Origin of the sequence: Calditerricola satsumensis (assembly GCF_014646935.1) — a bacterium.
Classification (GTDB): domain Bacteria; phylum Bacillota; class Bacilli; order Calditerricolales; family Calditerricolaceae; genus Calditerricola; species Calditerricola satsumensis.
Genome location: NZ_BMOF01000016.1, coordinates 1 through 17,080, shown reverse-complemented (window position 1 = coordinate 17,080; position 17,080 = coordinate 1). Strand labels below are relative to the sequence as shown.

Here is a 17,080-nt window from a genome sequence, read left to right as displayed (position 1 = left end):
CGTAACCTTCCCACTTTGTTCATCGAAAGGACAGGACATGTCGCCGAACCTCGCCGAGGGTGCCCTCGTGCACAAAAAAGAGAAGCGGTATTTTGTTCTCTGCCTGCTCGTCAGCCTGGGACTGTACGTTGCGCTCATCGTCTCCGTGATCGGCATTCTCTGGTTGGTCCTCCTGTTTGGCGTGCCCTTCGTATTGCATGCCCTGGCCATGGCCCACCTGCGCAAAAACGGTGTCCGCCTAAGCGCTCACCAGTTTCCCCAGGTCTACGAACGCATCAAAACCCTGTGCGCCGACATGGGGCTTCCCACCGTGCCCGACGTCTACGTGATCGAATCGGGAGGGCTTCTCAACGCTTTTGCCACGCGTTTTTTTGGGAGAAACATGGTCGTCCTGTACGCCGACATCTTTGACTTGATCCTGAGGGGCGGAAATGACGAGCTGGACTTTGTCATTGCCCACGAACTAGCCCACCTCAAACGTCGGCACATCACGAAAAACCTGCTCCTTCTGCCCGCGAATTGGATCCCCTTCCTGAGCCAAGCCTACGCGCGGGCGTGCGAATACACCTGTGACCGCATGGCTGCCTACCATACAGGAAACCTCGCTGCGGCCACCAATGGCCTCGTCATGCTGGCCATTGGGAAAACCCTCTTCCGCCACGTCAATGTGGACGAATACCTGCGTCAAAGCGAGAAGGAAACGGGGTTCTTTGTCTGGTTGGCGGAAAAGCTCGTCACGCATCCGCCCCTCCCCAAACGATTGGCCGAGGTGCAGCGATTCATGGAAAACGTGGTCGGCACCCCGGTTCTTCCCCCTGCCGGGACGACCGAGCGGCTCGTGAAGTCGTGAAGGGATAAGGTAAAATCTCAGAGGGGAATCCGGAACGTGCCCTTTCCATCGGTTCCCCACAAAAAATTCCCCCACACGGCCTCGCAAGGCCGCGTAGGGGATTGTTGACTGTCTCGATCACCGCCTCGCGCACCCTCCCCCTCCCACAAATTGTTTTTCTTAATTTTACTTCGACTTTGTATACAATCTATATATACCGTATGCCCAGATTGCGCTTGCAAGTCCCCAAAGGAAAGCCATGAGATTCCCTACGTTACTGATCGTTAAGTAAAGAAAGAGAATCAGCACTGCAACGCGGTATGCAAGTTTGCCCATCCTCATTCCCCCGTTTCGAGCGTTTTTGACAAGGAACCAACCTGCACAAGAGCTGTGCGAGAAAACTTGCGAGAGGGATCCATGCATGCTCCCCCGAAAACCAACGCCCATTCCCAATCCCCTTGTTCTGCGCGTGGTCTCCGTGACCAAGCAGTACGGGGGCAAGAAGGCGGTCCACAACGTCTCGTTTGAAGTCGGAGCGGGCGAAATTGTGGGACTTCTGGGCCCGAACGGTGCCGGGAAGACGACGATGATGAACCTGATCGCCGGACTGGTGCGCCCCACCGCCGGGACGATCGAGATTGAGGGGCACGACGTGTTCCGCGAGCCAATCCAGGCCAAACAGGCGCGCTTTTTTGTGCCGGATACCCCGGCGCCCTTTTCGGGCATGACCGGCGCCGAATACCTCCACTTTGTCGCTGCGGCTTACGGAATTCCCGCCGGGGAACGGGACAGCCGGATGGCACCGTATGTCCGGGGATTCCACTTGGAGGATCATCTTGACAAGAAGGTGTCCGCATGCTCCCATGGCACGAAGCAGAAGCTGGTGCTCACCGCTGCATTCCTCGTGCGCCCGCGTCTGCTGATGCTGGACGAGCCGCTCATCGGTTTGGATACTCCTGCCGCGGTTTTTCTGAAAGACGCCTTGAAAGCCCATGCGGCAAAGGGCGGCAGCGTCCTGATGTCCACGCATTTGATGTTCCTGGCCGAAGAGTTGTGTGACCGGGTGGTGATTCTGTCCCGCGGCAGGAGGGTTGCCGCGGGCACCCTGGCGTCGCTTCGGGCTCGGGCAGGCGATGAGCAGGCCACCCTGGAAGAACTGTTTCTGGAGTTGACCCGCAATGGCACCGAGGTCTAACACCCGTTTCGTCGGGATGCTCTTTCGGTATTCCTTCGCCAGCGTTTTCCGCCCGAAGCGGAGGAGGACGGGACGCCTCCTGGTCATGGGCGTGTTGGGGGCAATGGGACTGCAGTACCTGTACGATCTGTACGGTACTGTGCTCCGCGAACAGGGCGACCCGAGCCAAGCGCTCACCCACGTGTTCACGGTGCTCGTAGGGCTGCAGGGGCTGTTGTTCTACCTCGGCTTCCTCTGGCTGATGGGGGTTCTGTACTCGCACAACGAGCTGGCATCTCTGCTTGCCCTTCCCCTTTCCGAGCGGCTGGTGGCGGCTGCGTTCTTCCTTCCCGTGCTCGTGCGCGCCTACTTACTGGAGGGATTGTTGGCGGGACCGGCCCTGGCCGCCTTATTCCAGACAGGTTCTCCCACAATGGGGCAAGGGCTCCGGCTGGTTGGCCTTCTGCTGCTCGGTCCTCCCCTCGTCCTCGGTCTCGCCCTGCTCCTGCTCCTCTTCCTGTTTGCGCACGTTTCCGGGAGAAAGCACGTATGGGCGGGGGCGATTGCCGGTACCCTCCTCCTGCTGGTCGGAATGCTGTTTCGGCACCATGCCGGGCTTGCCCTGTACCGGTTCTGGGAGGCGACGGGCTCCCCGCGCTTTTGGATCGCCGGCCTGGGGGCCGCGGTGCTCGAAACCTGGCTGGTCGGCCAGGCGGTTCCGCGCTGGTGGGCACGGGGAAGAGAAGGCCACGGGGAGAACAACCGCACACCTGCCCATCGCCGGCACCGCGGAGGGCGCTTCCGGGAGGTTGGGGAGCACTCGCCTCTTCGATCGCTGGTCCAGCGCGAATGGGCACGGTTTGTCTCCGTTTCGGCCTACCTTACGAATTACCTTGCTACATCGGTGGTCGGGATTGTCCCCTTGATCCTTCTCGCCCAGCGCCTGGCGACGGCGGAAACGGGACGCCTGCCCCAGATGGTCGGAGACGAGCGGCTCCTGCATGCCCTGGTCGCCGGCGCCTTCCTCCTGGTGTACGGCCTCGTGTCATCGGGATCGCTCGCCGCCTTTTCGCGCGAGGGCAGGGAGTGGTGGACCCTACGGGCCCTGCCGATCCCGCTTGCTCGGATCTTCCTGGCCAAACTCATCGCCAATGCACTGCTGGACCTCCTGGGGATCCTCCCGGCGCTGCTGACCGCCTGTTTCCTGTTCCCGCTCCCCTCCTCCCTGCGCGCAGGCTGGGTGGCCGCCGTCGTCCTGTCCCTCTGGCTCCAGACGGGGGTAAAGGTGGCCCTGGATGCGCTTTCCCCGCATTTCGGGTGGACCGAGCCGCTCCAACCCCTGCGGGGCCTCAAGCGCTACGTGTCGTATGTCGTCAACGGCGCGGTGATCGGCGGGTGCGCCGCCCTCGCCATGCTCCTTCAGCGGCTGACCGGGGCTTTCTCCGCCCAATTCTTGCTCTTCTTCTGCGCAATCGAACTGGTGGGACTTTCGCTCCTGGTGGCGTTCTTGGTCTGGCAGGCCGAGAAGGCGGAAGCGGGGCATTCGAGCTTGTGGAGACGGTTGGTGGATCAGAGCGCACCGCCGTTTCCGCACCTGCCCCGCTCCAAGCACATCGCCGCACAATAGGCGTCAGGTTTCGCCACAAAATGGTTCTTCGTGCATGACGCGCCCCAAAACAGTATACTGAAAGCAGTACTTCGGATCGGAACTGTCCCAGGGGATGCTGCCGATGAACAAACTCTACCGCCGCCTGCGATTGGAATGCCTGAAGCTGCTGCGCACGCCGGGAGCGCCGTCAAAGGTGGCCCGCGGGTTTTCCGTGGGCCTCTTTGTCGAGTTCATCACCCTGCCGACGCTCGGCGCCGCGTTCGTCCTGCTCTTTCCCCTCTCCTCTCTTTTCCGGGGAAGCGTGCCCGCCTCGCTGATCGGTTTTGTGTTCGGCAAGGTCATCCTGCCGCCGTTCCTCCTCCTCAATTTCAACCTCGGCCGCCTGCTCCTTGGGCAGCAAGCGATCGAAAACGCGGAGGGCGGGTTCACGTTCGCGTTCATCAAACAGCACTGGCTGGCCTTTTTCCTCGGCAGTGCGATCTCCGGCGCGGTTGTGGCCCTGTTGGGCTTCGCGCTCGTCTACTGGCTTCTCGTCACCTCCAGGCGCAATCGGCGCCGGGGAAAGCGCGCCCGATCCGTTGCCCGGGTAGGCGTCAACGTCTCGGAAAACGGCGGCGAGTGACACACGCCCGTTTCGCGCCAAAGGAAAACCCCCGCATCCGATGTTGGGATGCGGGGGTTTTCGCTGGCAAAGGGCCACGTTCGTCGGGATCCCAGCGCGATCAGTCCTTCGTGTCCCGGCGGGCCACGCCGGTGCGCACGGCCGCCTCGATCACCGCTTCGCGCACCCGCTCGACCACCTTCGTGTTGAACACCGACGGGATGATGTAGTACTCGTTCAGTTCCTCGTCGCTGACCACCGAGGCGATGGCTTTCGCCGCGGCCAGCTTCATCTCCTCGTTGATCTCGCGGGCGCGGCAGTCGAGGGCACCGCGGAAAATGCCCGGGAAGCACAGCACGTTGTTGATCTGATTCGGCAAATCGGAGCGGCCGGTGGCGAGGACGCGCACGTACGGTTCCGCTTCCTCCGGATCAATCTCCGGGATGGGATTGGCCATGGCAAAGACGATCGGGTCGCGGGCCATCTTCTTGATGTCCTCCACCTTGAGCACGCCCGGCGCGGAGACGCCGATGAACACGTCGGCGCCTTCGATGACATCCGAAAGGCTGCCGGAGACGTTGTCCGGATTGGTGCGCTCGGCATACCAGTTCCACATGGGGTTGTCGTAGCGCTTGCCGCGCACGATGGCTCCGTCACGATCCACGCCGATGATGTTTTGCACGCCAGCGGACAGCAGCATCTTCGTGCACGCCGTGCCGGCCGCCCCGATGCCGCAGACGACCACCTTGATCTCGTCGAGGCGCTTGCCGACCAGTTTCAACGCGTTCAGCAGGCCGGCCAGCATGACAACGGCCGTGCCGTGCTGGTCGTCGTGGAAGACGGGGATGTCGAGCTCCTCCTTGAGGCGCTCCTCGATTTCGAAGCACCGCGGCGCGGAAATGTCCTCCAGGTTGATGCCGCCAAAGGCCGGGGCGATGGCCTTGACGATGCGGATGATCTCTTCGGTGTCCTTGGTATCGAGGCAGATGGGAAAGGCGTCGACGCCGGCAAGCTGTTTAAAGAGCATCGCCTTCCCTTCCATCACCGGCATCGCCGCGTAGGGACCGACGTCGCCCAGGCCAAGCACCGCCGATCCGTCCGAGACGACGGCGACCGTGTTGCGCTTGATCGTCAGCGAGAAGGCCTTGGAGGGGTCCTCGGCGATGGCCTGGCAGACGCGGGCCACGCCCGGCGTGTAGACGCGGGACAGCTCCTCGCGGTTCTTGATCGGCATCTTGGGTTGCACTTCCAGCTTTCCGCCCAGGTGCACGAGGAACGTTCGGTCGGAGACGTTGATCAGCTTGACGCCGGCCAGGCGGGAAACGACATCGACCACCTGCTGGGCGTGGGCCTGGTCGTACACGTTGACGGTAATGTCGCGCACGGTTCGCTGTTTGCTCACCTTGATCACGTCGATGGCGACGATGTCGCCCCCCGCCGCACTGATGGAGGACAGGATGCCTCCAAAGTGAGCCAACGACTTGTCAATTTCCAGACGCAGGATGATGCTCATGCTCGCCGTTCGTTCCAGTGCCAACCCCGTTCACCTCTCCCCTGTCCGAACCCGAAATTCTGATGGATACCAAAGCGTTAAGCAGAAAACTTGGCGCGATTCAGGGTTGTCTGATGGATCCGGTATAATGCTTCATTATAACGCGATGCCGCTCCCATGACCAGCCATCAGCTTCCATCGGCGTACGGATTGGGGCGATCGGGCCACAGCGCGGCAAACAGGCGAAAGAGCCGCACGCGCGCGTCCTCGTCCAACTCCAGATGAACCAAGCGGCCGCCGGCGTACCGCACAAACGGATACGCCCCCGTCGCAAGCGGAACCCCTCGCTCTCGACGCACGAAAACGGGCCACGCCTCCAGCACGGCCAAAAAGGGATCGGCCGCCTCGTCCTGGCGCCATGCCTCGAGCGCCGGGGCGACAAACAGCGTGACCACGCGGCGGGGGCGGTCGGCCGGCCCTTCGGCGCGCGCGTTCGCCCACACGGCAAAGGTCGCCTCGCGGACGTCGGCCCGCGGGTGGCGCTTGACGATGACGAGGGCCCGGTGCACCGCCTCCATCAGCGCTTCCTGCGCCCCTTCTTCGCCATCCCGCTCGACCAGCGCACCGTAATCGACGGTGTAACCGATCCCCTCGGCGGTCAGCGCGTCGTCGGGCAACGCGGCGGCGGGAATCGTCTCCATTGACCAAGCCGGCTCACCCTCGTCCGTCGCCGCCTCCCGCGCCGCCTCGAGCAGGCGCCGCCCCTCCTCCCGCTCGTCGTCCGGCAAAGGCAGGCGCTCGCTGAAGATGTGCACGAGTATGCCCGCGCCGTCATGGGCGAGGTGGTGCAGCCCCACGGACTCCTGTTCCAAGAGACGCGCCGCAAGCCACCGATCGGTCTCGCGGGCAACGTCAAACGTGTAGGGAAAACCGACGGGCTTCTCGGGGTCCCCTTCGGCCCACACCACGGCGATCCACCGGGATCCATGCTGGGAAAACCCGAGCGACAGGGCCTTGTCCACCAGCTCGTCAAAATCGGCGACGTCGGGGAAAACAAGGAGGAGGTGCACCGACGCGCCATCCCACAGCGCCGCATGCGTTCGCCCCTCCTCCAGCACGGCGCGGTATACAGCCGAAAACGTTTCCGGCTCAAGCCGCTGGCCAACCGTCTGTTCATTCGGGACGCGCGCCGGCTCCACCGGGGCATCCGGCCGGCCGTCATCGCGGGGCAAGAGGAACCCTCCCCTCGCGGCGCAGTTTGGCGATGCAGGCGGCCACGGCGTGCTCGCCGTGGGGCGGGCTGATCCAGTCAGCGGCTTCCTTCAGCTTCGGATGGGCGTTGGCCACGGCGACGCCGAAGCCGGCGCGTCGGATCATCTCGTAGTCGTTCAAGTTGTCGCCGATGGCCGCCACCGCCGACAGGGGAAGGTCAAGCAGCTCGGCCAAGCGCGCAAGGCCATCCCCTTTTGTCGCGCCCTGCGGTATGCATTCGAGGTAGTCCACATCGGACTGCACGAACTGCACGTCCAGCCCCTGCGCCTCGACCCAGCGCCTGAGGGCCTCCAGATGCTCCGGGGCGATGATCCACAGCACCTTCGTCAGGGGGCCGGGCGGCAGATCGGCCAGCCGGTCAAGAGGCGCGCAGGCGACGCCGTCCTTCCGCTCATGGGCGGCGACGCGCGCGGTATAGGGATAGGCGTAGGCCACGCCGCTGTGGTAGAGCACCGTGTTCACACCGGGGAACGCCGCGCGGACGGCCTCCACGAGTTCGTACGCCTCGGGCGGCAAGAAGGCCTCCCACAGCACCGTGCGCGTCCGCATGTCGACGATGCGCGCGCCGTTGTACAGGATGAGCGGGGCGTTGACCTCGACCCGCTCCAAGTAGGGGGCCACCGACGCCTCCATCCGCCCCGTGGCCAGCGTAAACCGCCCTCCCTGCCGGCAGAACCACGCGATGGCCTCACGGTTTTCCTCGCTAATCCGCCCCTGCTCGTCCAGGAGCGTCCCGTCCATGTCGCTGACCAACAGCCGGATCTCCACGGTCTCTCACCCTCCAGCCGGTTCGACGTTGAACGCATCGACGTCCGATTCTGTTCCCTTCTCTTACCCGGGGACGGGCCACACGCCGCTGTTCACCTTCCGTCCGTGCTGGGCGAGGTGCGCGCGCAGGCGCGGCGCGGCCTCGTAGACCCACGCGGACACCGGACGGGCCAGGCCCTCGTCATCCGTCCACCACACGATGCGCCGCACTCGCTCGTACAGGTTGTTTGCGTGGTGGGGGCCGTGGTAGTCTTCCCATTCGTCAAGATGCGCCAGATCGTCCGCCCCAAGACCGCCGTAGAGCTCACCGTGCACCCATCCTACCCCCGGCACCAGGGCCGGGTAACCCCATCCCGTGTCCCACAGCTCGCCACAGGCGCAGGCGACGCCAAGATACCGGCCACGCCCGCCCAGGTAGAGGGCGTGGTAGGGACTGCCCCGTTTCAGCGTGCCATACACAAAAACGAGCTCCCCTTGGAGGCCCGGAAGCCTGTCCGGTTGGCGCTGGCCACCGGTCCTTTTGGCCATTGCCGCTGCCCCCTTCGGCACAACCGTCATTCCGCTTCTTAAGCTTACCATTTCCGGCGCCGTCGCGCGACCGAGGGGAGCGCGCCGTCAAGAAAAAACCCTTCCCGAAACGACCGTCAATCGTTGGCCATTCCGAGAAGGATGAGAAACAGGAAAAAGAGGATGACGATGACGAACACGCCGGGATTGACCAAGGCGTAGAAGAACACGAACACCGTCACGACGGCCAGGAGGATCGGCGCCAAGAGGTTGAGGCCGTACAGCAGATGCGAAAAAAACGTCCGGTAGCGGAGATGGTGCTTGACCCTTCCCCACCACGCGAAAGGGTGTCGTTTCATGGCGTCCCCTCCGATCCGGTGCCTACGGTTTATTTCTATTCCGCAAACCCAGCAGAGGGCACACCGATCGGAGAGGGCAATCAAAACCGCAGGGTTTCCTCGATGGCCTCCAGCACGCGCTCGGCGTTCGGGAGGTAGTCCTCTTCCAAAGAGAAGAAGGGCACGTGGACATCAGGCCCCGTCACACGGGCCACCGGCGCTTCCAAGTACAAGAGCGCTTCGTCGTTGACGAAGGCGACGAGCTCGGCGCCGAACCCGCCGGTGCGCGGGGCCTCGTGCACGATGACGCAGCGGCCCGTCTTCCGCACCGAATCGCGCACCGCGTCGCGGTCGAAGGGGTACAGCGTGCGCAGGTCGATCACCTCGCAGGAGATGCCCTTCGCTTCAGCCCGCCTGGCCGCCTCGAGGGCCACGGGCACCATCGCCCCCCAGGCGATGACGGTGACGTCGCTCCCCTCCCGCGCGATCGCGCTTTGCCGAGGGGTACCGTATAGTAGTCCTCCGGTACCTCCTCACGCATGGCGCGGTAGATCTTCATCGGCTCGAGGAAGAGGACGGGGTCGGGGTCTTCGATGGCCGCAAGGAGCAGCCCCTTGGCGTCGTACGGGGTGGCGGGCACGGCCACCTTTAGCCCCGGCACGTGGACGAAGAAGGCTTCCACGCTGTCGGAGTGCAGCTCCGGCGCGCGGATGCCGGCCCCGTACGGCGCGCGGATGACGAGGGGCACGCTGTAGCGGCCCATCGTCCGCGTGCGGATGCGCGCAGCATGCGCGACGACCTGCTCAAAGGCCGGAAAGATGAAGGCCAAAAACTGGATCTCCGCCACCGGGCGCATGCCGTTTAGGGCCAGCCCGATGGCCGAGCCGACGATGGCCGACTCGGCCAAGGGCGTGTCAACGACGCGGTGTTCGCCAAACTCGGCCAGTAGGCCATCGGTGGCCCGGAAGACACCCCCATTGACGCCGACGTCTTCGCCCAGCACCATCACCCGCTCGTCGCGCCGCATCGCCGTGCGCAGCGCGTCCGTGATCGCCTGCACCAATGTCAGCTGCGCCATGCGGAAGCCCCCTCCTTCTTGCGCGCCAGCGCCGCCTCGCGCTGCTCGCGGACAAACCACGGCAGCTCGGCAAGGACGAAGTCGTACAGGTGGGCCACGTCGGCCGGCGGGTACGCCTCCAGCTCCCGCACCGCCGCCGAAACGCGCGCGTCGCACTCGGCGAGGAGCGCCGCCTCCTGTTCGTCGTCCCACAGCCCTTCCGCCATCAGGTGGCGCCGCAGGCGGTCGACCGGGTCAAAGGCCCGGCGGGCCTGGGATTCCTGCTGGTCGCGGTACTTCGTCGGGTCGTCGGCCGTCGTGTGCGCGCCGTAGCGCCAGGTGACGGCCTCGATCAGCGTCGGCCCGCCGCCGGCGCGGGCCCTGTCGAGGGCCTTCTTCGTCACGAGGTAGACGGCCAGCACGTCGTTCCCGTCGACGCGCACCCCTTCCATGTCGTAGGCCAGGGCGCGCTGGGCGATGGTGCGCGACGCCGACTGGCGCGCAAAGGGCACGCTGATGGCGTACCCGTTGTTCTGGCAAAAGAAGACGACGGGCACCTGGAACACGCCGGCAAAGTTGAGCCCCTCGTGGAAATCGCCCTCCGACGCCGCCCCGTCGCCGAAATAGACGAGGGTCACCGTCTTCTCGCCGCGCAGCTTGGCCGCCCACGCCGCGCCGACGGCATGGGGAATCTGCGTGGCAATGGGCACGTAGGGCGGCAGGATGTGCTTGCCCTCCGGAGGCACGCAGCCTTCCAGGCGCCCCGACCAGTACAGCAGGATGGTCAAGAGCGGCTGGCCGAAGGTCATTGTCGCGGCGTGGTCGCGGTAGGTGGGAAAGAGCCAGTCGCCCGGGTCGAGGGCGGCGGCGCTGCCCACCTGGGCCGCCTCCTGCCCTTCAAAGGGGGCGTAGGTGCCGATGCGCCCCGTTCGCTGCAGGTTCACCGCCTTGCGGTCAAAGGTGCGCGCCAGAACCATCTGGCGGTACAGGCTCAGGCGCAGTTCGGCCGGCAGCCGTTCGCGCGCCGCCTCGTCCAGGGTGCCGTCCGGCTCCAGCACGCGATACAGGGGAAAGCGCTCCTCCATCGTTGCCCCTCCTTTCTACCCGCTCAGCGCAGCCGCCACTTCGGCGCCACGCCGGGGATGAAGATGCTGCTGATGCGCCGGCGGCGGGCAATGCGTTCCGCCACGAGCCGCCGCGCCGCCTCGTGAGTGGACAGGCCCTCCGCATCCGCGCGGCGGTAGATGGCCAGCACCATGTCGTAGATCGCCTCCGTCTTCTTCATCACCCGCTCGCGGCTGTAGCCGTAGAGCTCGTCGGCCACCTGGATGAGGCCGCCGGCGTTGACGACGTAATCCGGCGCGTAGAGGATGCCCCGCCGCGCCAGCTCGTCGCCGTGCCGATCCTCGAGGAGCTGGTTGTTCGCCGCGCCGACGACGGCCCGGCACTGGAGACGCGGGATGGTCTCGTCGTTCAGGATCCCGCCGATGGCGCAGGGGACAAAGACGTCGCAGGGCACGTCGTAGATGGCCGCGCCGTCGACGATCTCCAGCTCCGCGCCGCGCGCGCTGGCCCGCTGCGCGATGCGGTCCAGGGCCTCCGGCTGGACGTCGGTCACATAAACCTTGGCCGCCCCTTCGTCCCACAGCCGCTCCACCACTTTGAAGCCGACTTTGCCCAGCCCCTGCACGGCAAAGGTACGCCCGGAAAGGTCATCCGATCCCCAAAGCCGCTTCGCCGTCGCCTTAATCCCCATCACCACACCGTAGGCCGTGGGAACGGAGGAGTCGCCGCTGCCTCCGTAGGCTTCCGGCAGCCCGACGATGTAGGGGCACTCCTTGGCGGCGTGGACGAAGTCTTCCGGGTACGTGCCCATGTCCGTGCCGGTGTAGAAGCGGCCGCCCAGTCCGGCGACGAAGCGCCCAAGGGCGCGGAACAGCTCCGGCGACTTGTCGGTGCGCGGATCGCCAAGAATGACCGCCTTGCCGCCGCCGAAATCGAGGTCCGCCGCGGCGCACTTGTATGTCATGCCCTCGGCCAGGCGCAGGACATCCTGAAGCGCCTCCTCCACGCTGCCGTAGGGGCGCATGCGGCAGCCGCCCAGTGCCGGCCCCAGCGTCGTGTCGTGCAGGGCGATGATGGCGCGCAAGCCGGATTCGGGATCGTGGCAAAAGATCACCTGCTCGTGCTCGGGAAACCGTTCCACAAGCGCCATGGGTGCGGCCTCCTTTTGTAAGGGCTTACAAAGAAATGATTGTGTTTTCACCGTTGCGCGCATGAAGGACCGTGGCCGGCAATCGGCCTAGGCCATGGCATGGATGCGTTCTTCGATGCGCGCCTTGGGCAGGATCACCTGCGTGAAGACCCCCTCGCCAACGACGGCCTTGTCGTGTTCGGCCCACACGCGGCAGACGACCCGCTTCGGCGTCACCTCGATCGCCTCGGCGGTAAACGTCACCCGCTTCCCCACGGGAGCGGGGGCGCGGTGCTCAACGGAGATGGCCGCGCCGATCCCTTCTTCCCCGTCCTCCAGAAACGGTTCGATCACCTTGCGCCCGGCCCACTCCAGGTAGTACACCATCGACACGGTGGAGAGGACGGGATGGATGCGCTTGCCTCCGAAGCCGGCACACATCTCCTCGGTGACGGTGACGGCAATCGTCTCCTTATGCCCGACGGCCAAGCCCGGTTTCACCGCTCGTTCCCTCCTTGCGCTGGGGTGTCCAATGTCCGCCACGCCGCCGCCAGCCCCTCGATCAGCGGCCCGCTTTCGGCGACGATGCGCGCAATCACCTCGCGCACCGTCGGCACATCGGCGATCAGACCGGCGATCTGCCCGGCGTTGACGTGCCCGTCTTCGAGGCGACCCTCGATCGCCCCGCGGACATGGCTCTCCTCGCTCGTCAGCCGGTCGAACTCCGCCTCCGTCAGCCCCTCCCGCTCGCGCGCGGCCACCATCCGGGCGTAGGGCGTGGCGAGGAGGCGCGTCACCCGCCCCACCGAGCGCCCGACCACAAGGGTGTCGGTATCCGTTGCCGCCACGAGAGCGTCCTTGTAGCGGGCGTGGACGCGGGCCTCCTTCGTCGCCACGAAGCGCGTGCCCATCTGCACCCCGCTGGCCCCCAGGGCGAGGGCGGCGACAAAGCCGCGGGCGTCGGCGATTCCGCCCGCCGCCACCACCGGCACGTCAACGGCGGAGGCGATCTGTGGGATGAGCGTCATCGTCGTCAGCTCCAGCGGCGCGTTTTTCCCCGCCGCCTCCACCCCTTCGGCCACAAGAATGTCGGCCCCGGCGGCGGCCGCCTTTTGCGCCTGGCGCACCGACGCCACCGTCACCATCACCCGCCGGCCGCGTTCCTTGAAGAGCGGAATCCACGGCGCCGGGTTGCCGGCGGAGAGGCTGACCACCGGCACGCCGGTCTCGAGCACCACCTCGACGACGCGTTCCAGGTCGGGATGGACGGACAGGGGAAGGTTGACGGCAAAGGGCTTGTCGGTCAGCCGCCGGGCCGTCTCGATGCGCGCGCGCAGCTCCTCCGGCGGGAGCGTGCCGGCGCCGATTTGGCCCAACCCGCCGGCCTCGGACACGGCGGCGCACAGCTCGCCGCTGGAGATGTTGCCCATCCCGCCTTGGATGATGGGATAGCGGATGTCGAGGAGTTCCAGGAGCCGCTTCACGGTCATGGCCATGCCTCCGTTTCGCTTTTCTCGTCTCCTCCTGCCGGCCCGGTCGTGCTATAATGGCCCCAAACGGCATCATGCAGGAGGGATCGCGCCATGCGCTACGCCCTTGGCGACAAGCGACCGCGGGTGCACGAGACGGCCTTCATCGCCCCCGGCGCCCAAATCATCGGCGACGTGACCATCGGTCCGGAGTCGAGCGTCTGGTTCAACGCCGTCCTCCGCGGCGACGAGGCGCCCATCGTCATCGGCGCCGCCGTCAACGTGCAGGACAACTCCACCCTGCACATGTATGAAAAGTACCCGCTCATTCTCGAAGACGAGGTCTCCGTGGGCCACAACGTGATCCTTCACGGGTGCCACGTGAAGCGGGGGGCGCTCGTCGGGATGGGCTCGGTCATTCTCGACGGCGTGGAAATCGGGGAATACGCCCTCATCGGGGCCAACACCTTCCTCCCGTCGGGGAAGAAGATCCCGCCCTACACGCTGGTGCTGGGCTCGCCGGGAAAGGTGGTGCGCGAGCTGACCGAGCAGGACCTCGAGCTGGTCAAGATGACCACGCGCGTGTACCGGGAGAAAGCGAAGCAGTTCCGCGAAAGCCTCGTGCGGTGCGCAGATTGATGCGCGGCCCCGGCAATCGGATGCGGAACCCTGCGCGGTCCGCGGCGACGGCCCGGGCCGCGTTGCCTTCTTGCACGCGCGGTTGAACCGCCGCCTCACCGCGCCGCCGGCGCTTCCTCGATCAGCGGCCGCTCCGTGCGGTGCACAACGCCCAAGCAGCGGGCGATGAGCTGGCCGGAGGCGGTCGTCACCGTCATGTCGTAGAACCCGGCGCGGCGCGTCACATGGTTTTCCCGCGCTTCGGCGATGAGCCGTTCGCCAAGCGAGGCGGCGGCGAGAAACTGGATCGACACGCTGGTGGCCACGGCGATGCGGTTGTGCGAATTGCTGGCCACGGCCAAGGCGTAGTCGGCCAGGCTGAAGAGGAGCCCGCCGTGGGGCGTGCCGGCAAAATTGAACAGGTCGGGCGTCACGTCGACGGCCACGCGGGCGTAGCCCGGGGCGGCTTCGAGGAGCGCGAAGCCCATCCGCCGGGCGTACGGATCCGCGCGGAACCGGTCGAGGAGACGCTGCGGAAGGTTACATTCTCGGGTCTCCTTGAATGCGGTCACACGCGTCCCCTCCGGTTCGTTGTCGTTGAGGTCTGCCCTGCCACACGGTCGGATCGGCGCCTTAGACGCCGAACGGGTTGAGCGGCTTTTCGCCGATGTAGGCGAGCACGCTCTTCGTTTCCGTGTACAGCTCCAGCGACTCGATGGCCAGCTCCCGGCCAAAGCCCGACTGCTTGTAGCCCCCGAAGGGCAGGCCCGGGAAGGCGGAGAAGGGGTTGTTGATCATCACCACACCGGCCTTGAGCTGTCCGGCCACGCGGTGGGCGCGGGCGAAGTCCTTCGTCCACAGCGCCGCGGCCAGGCCGTAGATCGTGTCGTTGGCCAGGCGCACGGCCTCCTTCTCGTCGCGGAACTTCATCACCACGACGACGGGGCCGAAGATCTCCTCCTGGGCCACGCGCATGTCGTTCGTCACGTCGACGATCACCGTCGGCGCGTACCAGTGGCCCTTCTCGAAGCCCGGCACGGTGAGCCGCTCGCCGCCGTAGAGGACGCGTGCCCCTTCCCGCTCGGCCAGGCGCACGTAGGAATCGATGACGTCCACCTGCTTGGCGGAGATGACGGCGCCGATGTGGGTGCTCGGGTCGAGGGGGTCGCCCACCTTGAGCTTCTTCGCCTTCTCCACAAACTTGTGCAGGAATTCATCGTAGATCGACTCGTGGACGAACAGGCGTGAGCGGGCCTCGCAGGACTGCCCGGTGTTGTAGTAGATGCCGAACAGGGAGCCGTCGACGGCCGCGTCGATGTCGGCGTCTTCAAACACGAGGTTCGGCGACTTGCCGCCGAGCTCCAGCGTGACGCGCTTGAGCGTTTCCGACGCGCGGGCCATGATGTCCTTCCCCGTCGTCGTTTCGCCGGTGAAGGCCACCTTGTCCACGCCGGGGTGCTCGACGAGGTAGGCGCCGATGTCGGCCCCGCTGCCGGTCACCACGTTGATCACGCCTTCGGGGACGCCCGCTTCGTGGCAGATCTCCGCCAGCACGAGGGCGGTGATCGGCGTGAGGCTCGCCGGCTTCAGGACGATGGAGCAACCGGCGGCCAGGGCGGGGGCAATCTTCCACGCCGCCATCATCAGCGGGTAGTTCCACGGCACGATCTGGGCGCAGACGCCGACCGGCTCCTTCACCGTGTAGTGGAAGAAGCCCTTCGGCACCGGCTTCGTGCGGCCCTCGAAGGCCAGCGCCGCGGCGGCGTACAGCTCGAAGTCCTCGATGGCCTGCATCACTTGGCCCTTCGCCGCCGAGAGGGCCTTCCCGCTGTTGAGCACCTCCAGCTTGCACAGCTCGTCAAAACGTTCGCGCATGATGGCGGCGATGCGGTTCAGGATCTGCGCGCGGCGGGAGGCCGGATAGCGGGCCCACTTGCCGTTTTCGAGGGCGTTGCGCGCCGCTTCCACGGCCTTGTCCACGTCGGCGCGGGTGGCCTTGGCCACCTTGGCGATCACCTCGCCCGTGGCCGGGTTGTAGGTGTCGAAATACTCGCCGCTTTCGCTCTCCACATGCTGCCCGTTGATGAACAGGAGGTACCGGTCCTTCAGCATGGTCGTTTGCCTCTCCCTTCTGCCGGATCGATGTGTGGGTCTTCCTCACGCGAGGCGCTCGACAAGGGTGGCAATGCCCTGGCCGACGCCGATGCACATCGTCGCCAGGCCGTAGCGCCCGCCGCGTCGGCGCAGCTCGTACACCAGCGTGCCGAGGATGCGCGCCCCGCTGGCCCCAAGGGGATGGCCGATGGCGATGGCGCCGCCGTTGACGTTCACCCTGGCGTGGTCCAGGCCCAGCTCGCGGATGCACGCCAGCGCCTGGGCGGCGAAGGCCTCGTTCAGCTCCACCAGGTCGAGGTCGTCGACGGTGAGCCCGGCGCGCGCCAGCAGCTTGCGCGTGGCGTAGATCGGACCCAGGCCCATGTAGCTCGGGTCGACGCCGGCCACGGCAAAGGTGACGATCCGCGCCAGGGGCGTAAAGCCGAGGGCCTCGGCCGTCTTGCGCTCCATGATGAGGAGCGCCGCCGCCCCGTCGTTGATCCCCGACGAGTTGCCGGCCGTCACCGTCCCGCCCGGGCGGAAGGCGGGTTTCAGCTGGGCCAGCTTCTCCAGCGTCGTGTCCGGGCGCAGGTGCTCGTCCTTGGCGAAGAGGCGCGTCTCGCCGCGGCCGGCGGGCACCTCGACGGGAACGATTTCGTCGGCGAACTTGCCCTCCTCCCACGCCCGGGCCGCCCGCCGCTGGCTCTCCAGGGCAAAGGCGTCCTGCTCCTCGCGGGTGATGCCAAAGCGCTCGGCGACGTTCTCCGCCGTCTCGCCCATGCTGTAGGGCGGGTACTTTTCCGCCAGGCGGGGGTTGACGAAGCGCCAGCCGATCGTCGTGTCCACCAGCTCGCGGTTGCCGCGGGGCAGTTCCTCCTCGGGCTTCAGCATGACGAGGGGCGCCCGCGACATGCTCTCCACCCCGCCGGCGATGAAGATGTCGCCACACCCGGCAAGGATGGCCGCCGCCGCCTGGTTGACCGCCTCCAGGCCCGAACCGCACAGGCGGTTCACCGTCACGCCGCCCACCTCTTCGGGCAGCCCGGCCAGCAGCACGG

17 protein-coding genes and 1 pseudogene are annotated in these 17,080 nt (G+C 66.0%); 5 read left to right on the top strand and 13 right to left on the bottom strand.

What is annotated here, in order from left to right:
• Positions 1-37: 37 nt before the first annotated feature.
• The 4 genes from IEX61_RS05405 to IEX61_RS05390 all read left to right on the top strand — a co-directional run bounded on the left by IEX61_RS05405 (position 38) and on the right by IEX61_RS05390 (position 4,234).
• Entirely contained in the window at positions 38-850 is an 813-nt protein-coding gene (locus IEX61_RS05405; protein WP_054670250.1) for a M48 family metallopeptidase, read from the top strand.
• A gap of 400 nt (positions 851-1,250) precedes the next feature.
• Complete coding sequence (locus IEX61_RS05400) at positions 1,251-2,024, top strand: ABC transporter ATP-binding protein (protein WP_229725718.1); 774 nt, start codon at positions 1,251-1,253, stop codon at positions 2,022-2,024.
• A gap of 16 nt (positions 2,025-2,040) precedes the next feature.
• A complete protein-coding gene (locus tag IEX61_RS05395; protein ID WP_229725717.1) occupies positions 2,041-3,630 on the top strand; it encodes a hypothetical protein in 1,590 nt (529 codons plus the stop codon).
• A 103-nt stretch (positions 3,631-3,733) separates the two neighbouring features.
• Positions 3,734-4,234: a DUF2062 domain-containing protein gene (locus tag IEX61_RS05390; protein ID WP_054670240.1), complete on the top strand. Its 501-nt coding sequence runs from the start codon at positions 3,734-3,736 to the stop codon at positions 4,232-4,234.
• A gap of 100 nt (positions 4,235-4,334) precedes the next feature.
• Here the strand turns inward: IEX61_RS05390 and IEX61_RS05385 are convergent, their stop codons facing one another.
• The 10 genes and pseudogenes from IEX61_RS05385 to IEX61_RS05340 all read right to left on the bottom strand — a co-directional run bounded on the left by IEX61_RS05385 (position 4,335) and on the right by IEX61_RS05340 (position 13,325).
• Complete coding sequence (locus IEX61_RS05385; RefSeq protein WP_188817013.1) at positions 4,335-5,750, bottom strand: NAD-dependent malic enzyme; 1,416 nt, start codon at positions 5,748-5,750, stop codon at positions 4,335-4,337.
• A gap of 143 nt (positions 5,751-5,893) precedes the next feature.
• Positions 5,894-6,937 carry a hypothetical protein gene (locus tag IEX61_RS05380; protein WP_188817012.1) on the bottom strand — a complete coding sequence of 348 codons (1,044 nt, stop codon included), beginning with the start codon at positions 6,935-6,937 and terminating at the stop codon, positions 5,894-5,896.
• Positions 6,924-7,745: a Cof-type HAD-IIB family hydrolase gene (locus IEX61_RS05375; protein ID WP_188817009.1), complete on the bottom strand. Its 822-nt coding sequence runs from the start codon at positions 7,743-7,745 to the stop codon at positions 6,924-6,926. Before IEX61_RS05375 ends, IEX61_RS05380 begins: the two co-directional genes overlap by 14 nt.
• 63 nt (positions 7,746-7,808) lie before the next feature.
• On the bottom strand, positions 7,809-8,273 hold the full coding sequence (locus IEX61_RS05370) for a gamma-glutamylcyclotransferase family protein (protein ID WP_054672489.1): 465 nt from the start codon (positions 8,271-8,273) through the stop codon (positions 7,809-7,811).
• Between the two features lie 116 nt (positions 8,274-8,389).
• Positions 8,390-8,611, bottom strand: a complete 222-nt coding sequence (locus tag IEX61_RS05365; RefSeq protein WP_054672491.1) for a hypothetical protein — start codon at positions 8,609-8,611, stop codon at positions 8,390-8,392.
• 80 nt (positions 8,612-8,691) lie between these two features.
• Positions 8,692-9,668: pseudogene (locus tag IEX61_RS05360) on the bottom strand (alpha-ketoacid dehydrogenase subunit beta).
• Positions 9,656-10,732: a pyruvate dehydrogenase (acetyl-transferring) E1 component subunit alpha gene (gene pdhA / locus IEX61_RS05355; RefSeq protein ID WP_188817007.1), complete on the bottom strand. Its 1,077-nt coding sequence runs from the start codon at positions 10,730-10,732 to the stop codon at positions 9,656-9,658. The pseudogene IEX61_RS05360 and the gene pdhA overlap by 13 nt, the downstream one beginning before the upstream one ends.
• 23 nt (positions 10,733-10,755) lie before the next feature.
• Positions 10,756-11,862 (bottom strand): Glu/Leu/Phe/Val dehydrogenase dimerization domain-containing protein, encoded by a 1,107-nt coding sequence (locus tag IEX61_RS05350; RefSeq protein WP_054672761.1) that lies wholly within the window; start codon positions 11,860-11,862, stop codon positions 10,756-10,758.
• An 87-nt stretch (positions 11,863-11,949) separates the two neighbouring features.
• Positions 11,950-12,342 carry a thioesterase family protein gene (locus IEX61_RS05345; RefSeq protein WP_157057870.1) on the bottom strand — a complete coding sequence of 131 codons (393 nt, stop codon included), beginning with the start codon at positions 12,340-12,342 and terminating at the stop codon, positions 11,950-11,952.
• On the bottom strand, positions 12,339-13,325 hold the full coding sequence (locus tag IEX61_RS05340; RefSeq protein WP_373288413.1) for an NAD(P)H-dependent flavin oxidoreductase: 987 nt from the start codon (positions 13,323-13,325) through the stop codon (positions 12,339-12,341). Before IEX61_RS05340 ends, IEX61_RS05345 begins: the two co-directional genes overlap by 4 nt.
• Before the next feature lie 99 nt (positions 13,326-13,424).
• Here IEX61_RS05340 and IEX61_RS05335 point away from each other — a divergent pair, with 99 nt between their 5' ends.
• Positions 13,425-13,949, top strand: a complete 525-nt coding sequence (locus IEX61_RS05335; RefSeq protein ID WP_188817003.1) for a gamma carbonic anhydrase family protein — start codon at positions 13,425-13,427, stop codon at positions 13,947-13,949.
• A 95-nt stretch (positions 13,950-14,044) separates the two neighbouring features.
• On the opposite strand, the gene IEX61_RS05330 is transcribed toward IEX61_RS05335, so the two are convergent.
• The 3 genes from IEX61_RS05330 to IEX61_RS05320 form a co-directional block, all read right to left on the bottom strand.
• Entirely contained in the window at positions 14,045-14,500 is a 456-nt protein-coding gene (locus IEX61_RS05330; RefSeq protein ID WP_188817001.1) for a PaaI family thioesterase, read from the bottom strand.
• A gap of 61 nt (positions 14,501-14,561) precedes the next feature.
• Positions 14,562-16,040, bottom strand: coding sequence for an aldehyde dehydrogenase family protein (locus tag IEX61_RS05325; RefSeq protein WP_188817000.1), 1,479 nt, complete (start codon positions 16,038-16,040; stop codon positions 14,562-14,564).
• Between the two features lie 45 nt (positions 16,041-16,085).
• Positions 16,086-17,080 (bottom strand): thiolase family protein (locus tag IEX61_RS05320; RefSeq protein WP_188816999.1); only part of this gene is annotated, 995 nt, incomplete at its 5' end.

Coding starts and splice junctions, on each gene's coding strand:
- IEX61_RS05400 (WP_229725718.1), top strand. CDS start 1,251: ATGCTCCCCCGAAAACCAACGCCCATTCCCAATCCCCTTGTTCTGCGC.
- IEX61_RS05365 (WP_054672491.1), bottom strand. CDS start 8,611: ATGAAACGACACCCTTTCGCGTGGTGGGGAAGGGTCAAGCACCATCTC.
- pdhA (WP_188817007.1), bottom strand. CDS start 10,732: ATGGAGGAGCGCTTTCCCCTGTATCGCGTGCTGGAGCCGGACGGCACC.
- IEX61_RS05395 (WP_229725717.1), top strand. CDS start 2,041: ATGCTCTTTCGGTATTCCTTCGCCAGCGTTTTCCGCCCGAAGCGGAGG.
- IEX61_RS05370 (WP_054672489.1), bottom strand. CDS start 8,273: ATGGCCAAAAGGACCGGTGGCCAGCGCCAACCGGACAGGCTTCCGGGC.
- IEX61_RS05390 (WP_054670240.1), top strand. CDS start 3,734: ATGAACAAACTCTACCGCCGCCTGCGATTGGAATGCCTGAAGCTGCTG.
- IEX61_RS05350 (WP_054672761.1), bottom strand. CDS start 11,862: ATGGCGCTTGTGGAACGGTTTCCCGAGCACGAGCAGGTGATCTTTTGC.
- IEX61_RS05335 (WP_188817003.1), top strand. CDS start 13,425: ATGCGCTACGCCCTTGGCGACAAGCGACCGCGGGTGCACGAGACGGCC.
- IEX61_RS05325 (WP_188817000.1), bottom strand. CDS start 16,040: ATGCTGAAGGACCGGTACCTCCTGTTCATCAACGGGCAGCATGTGGAG.
- IEX61_RS05405 (WP_054670250.1), top strand. CDS start 38: ATGTCGCCGAACCTCGCCGAGGGTGCCCTCGTGCACAAAAAAGAGAAG.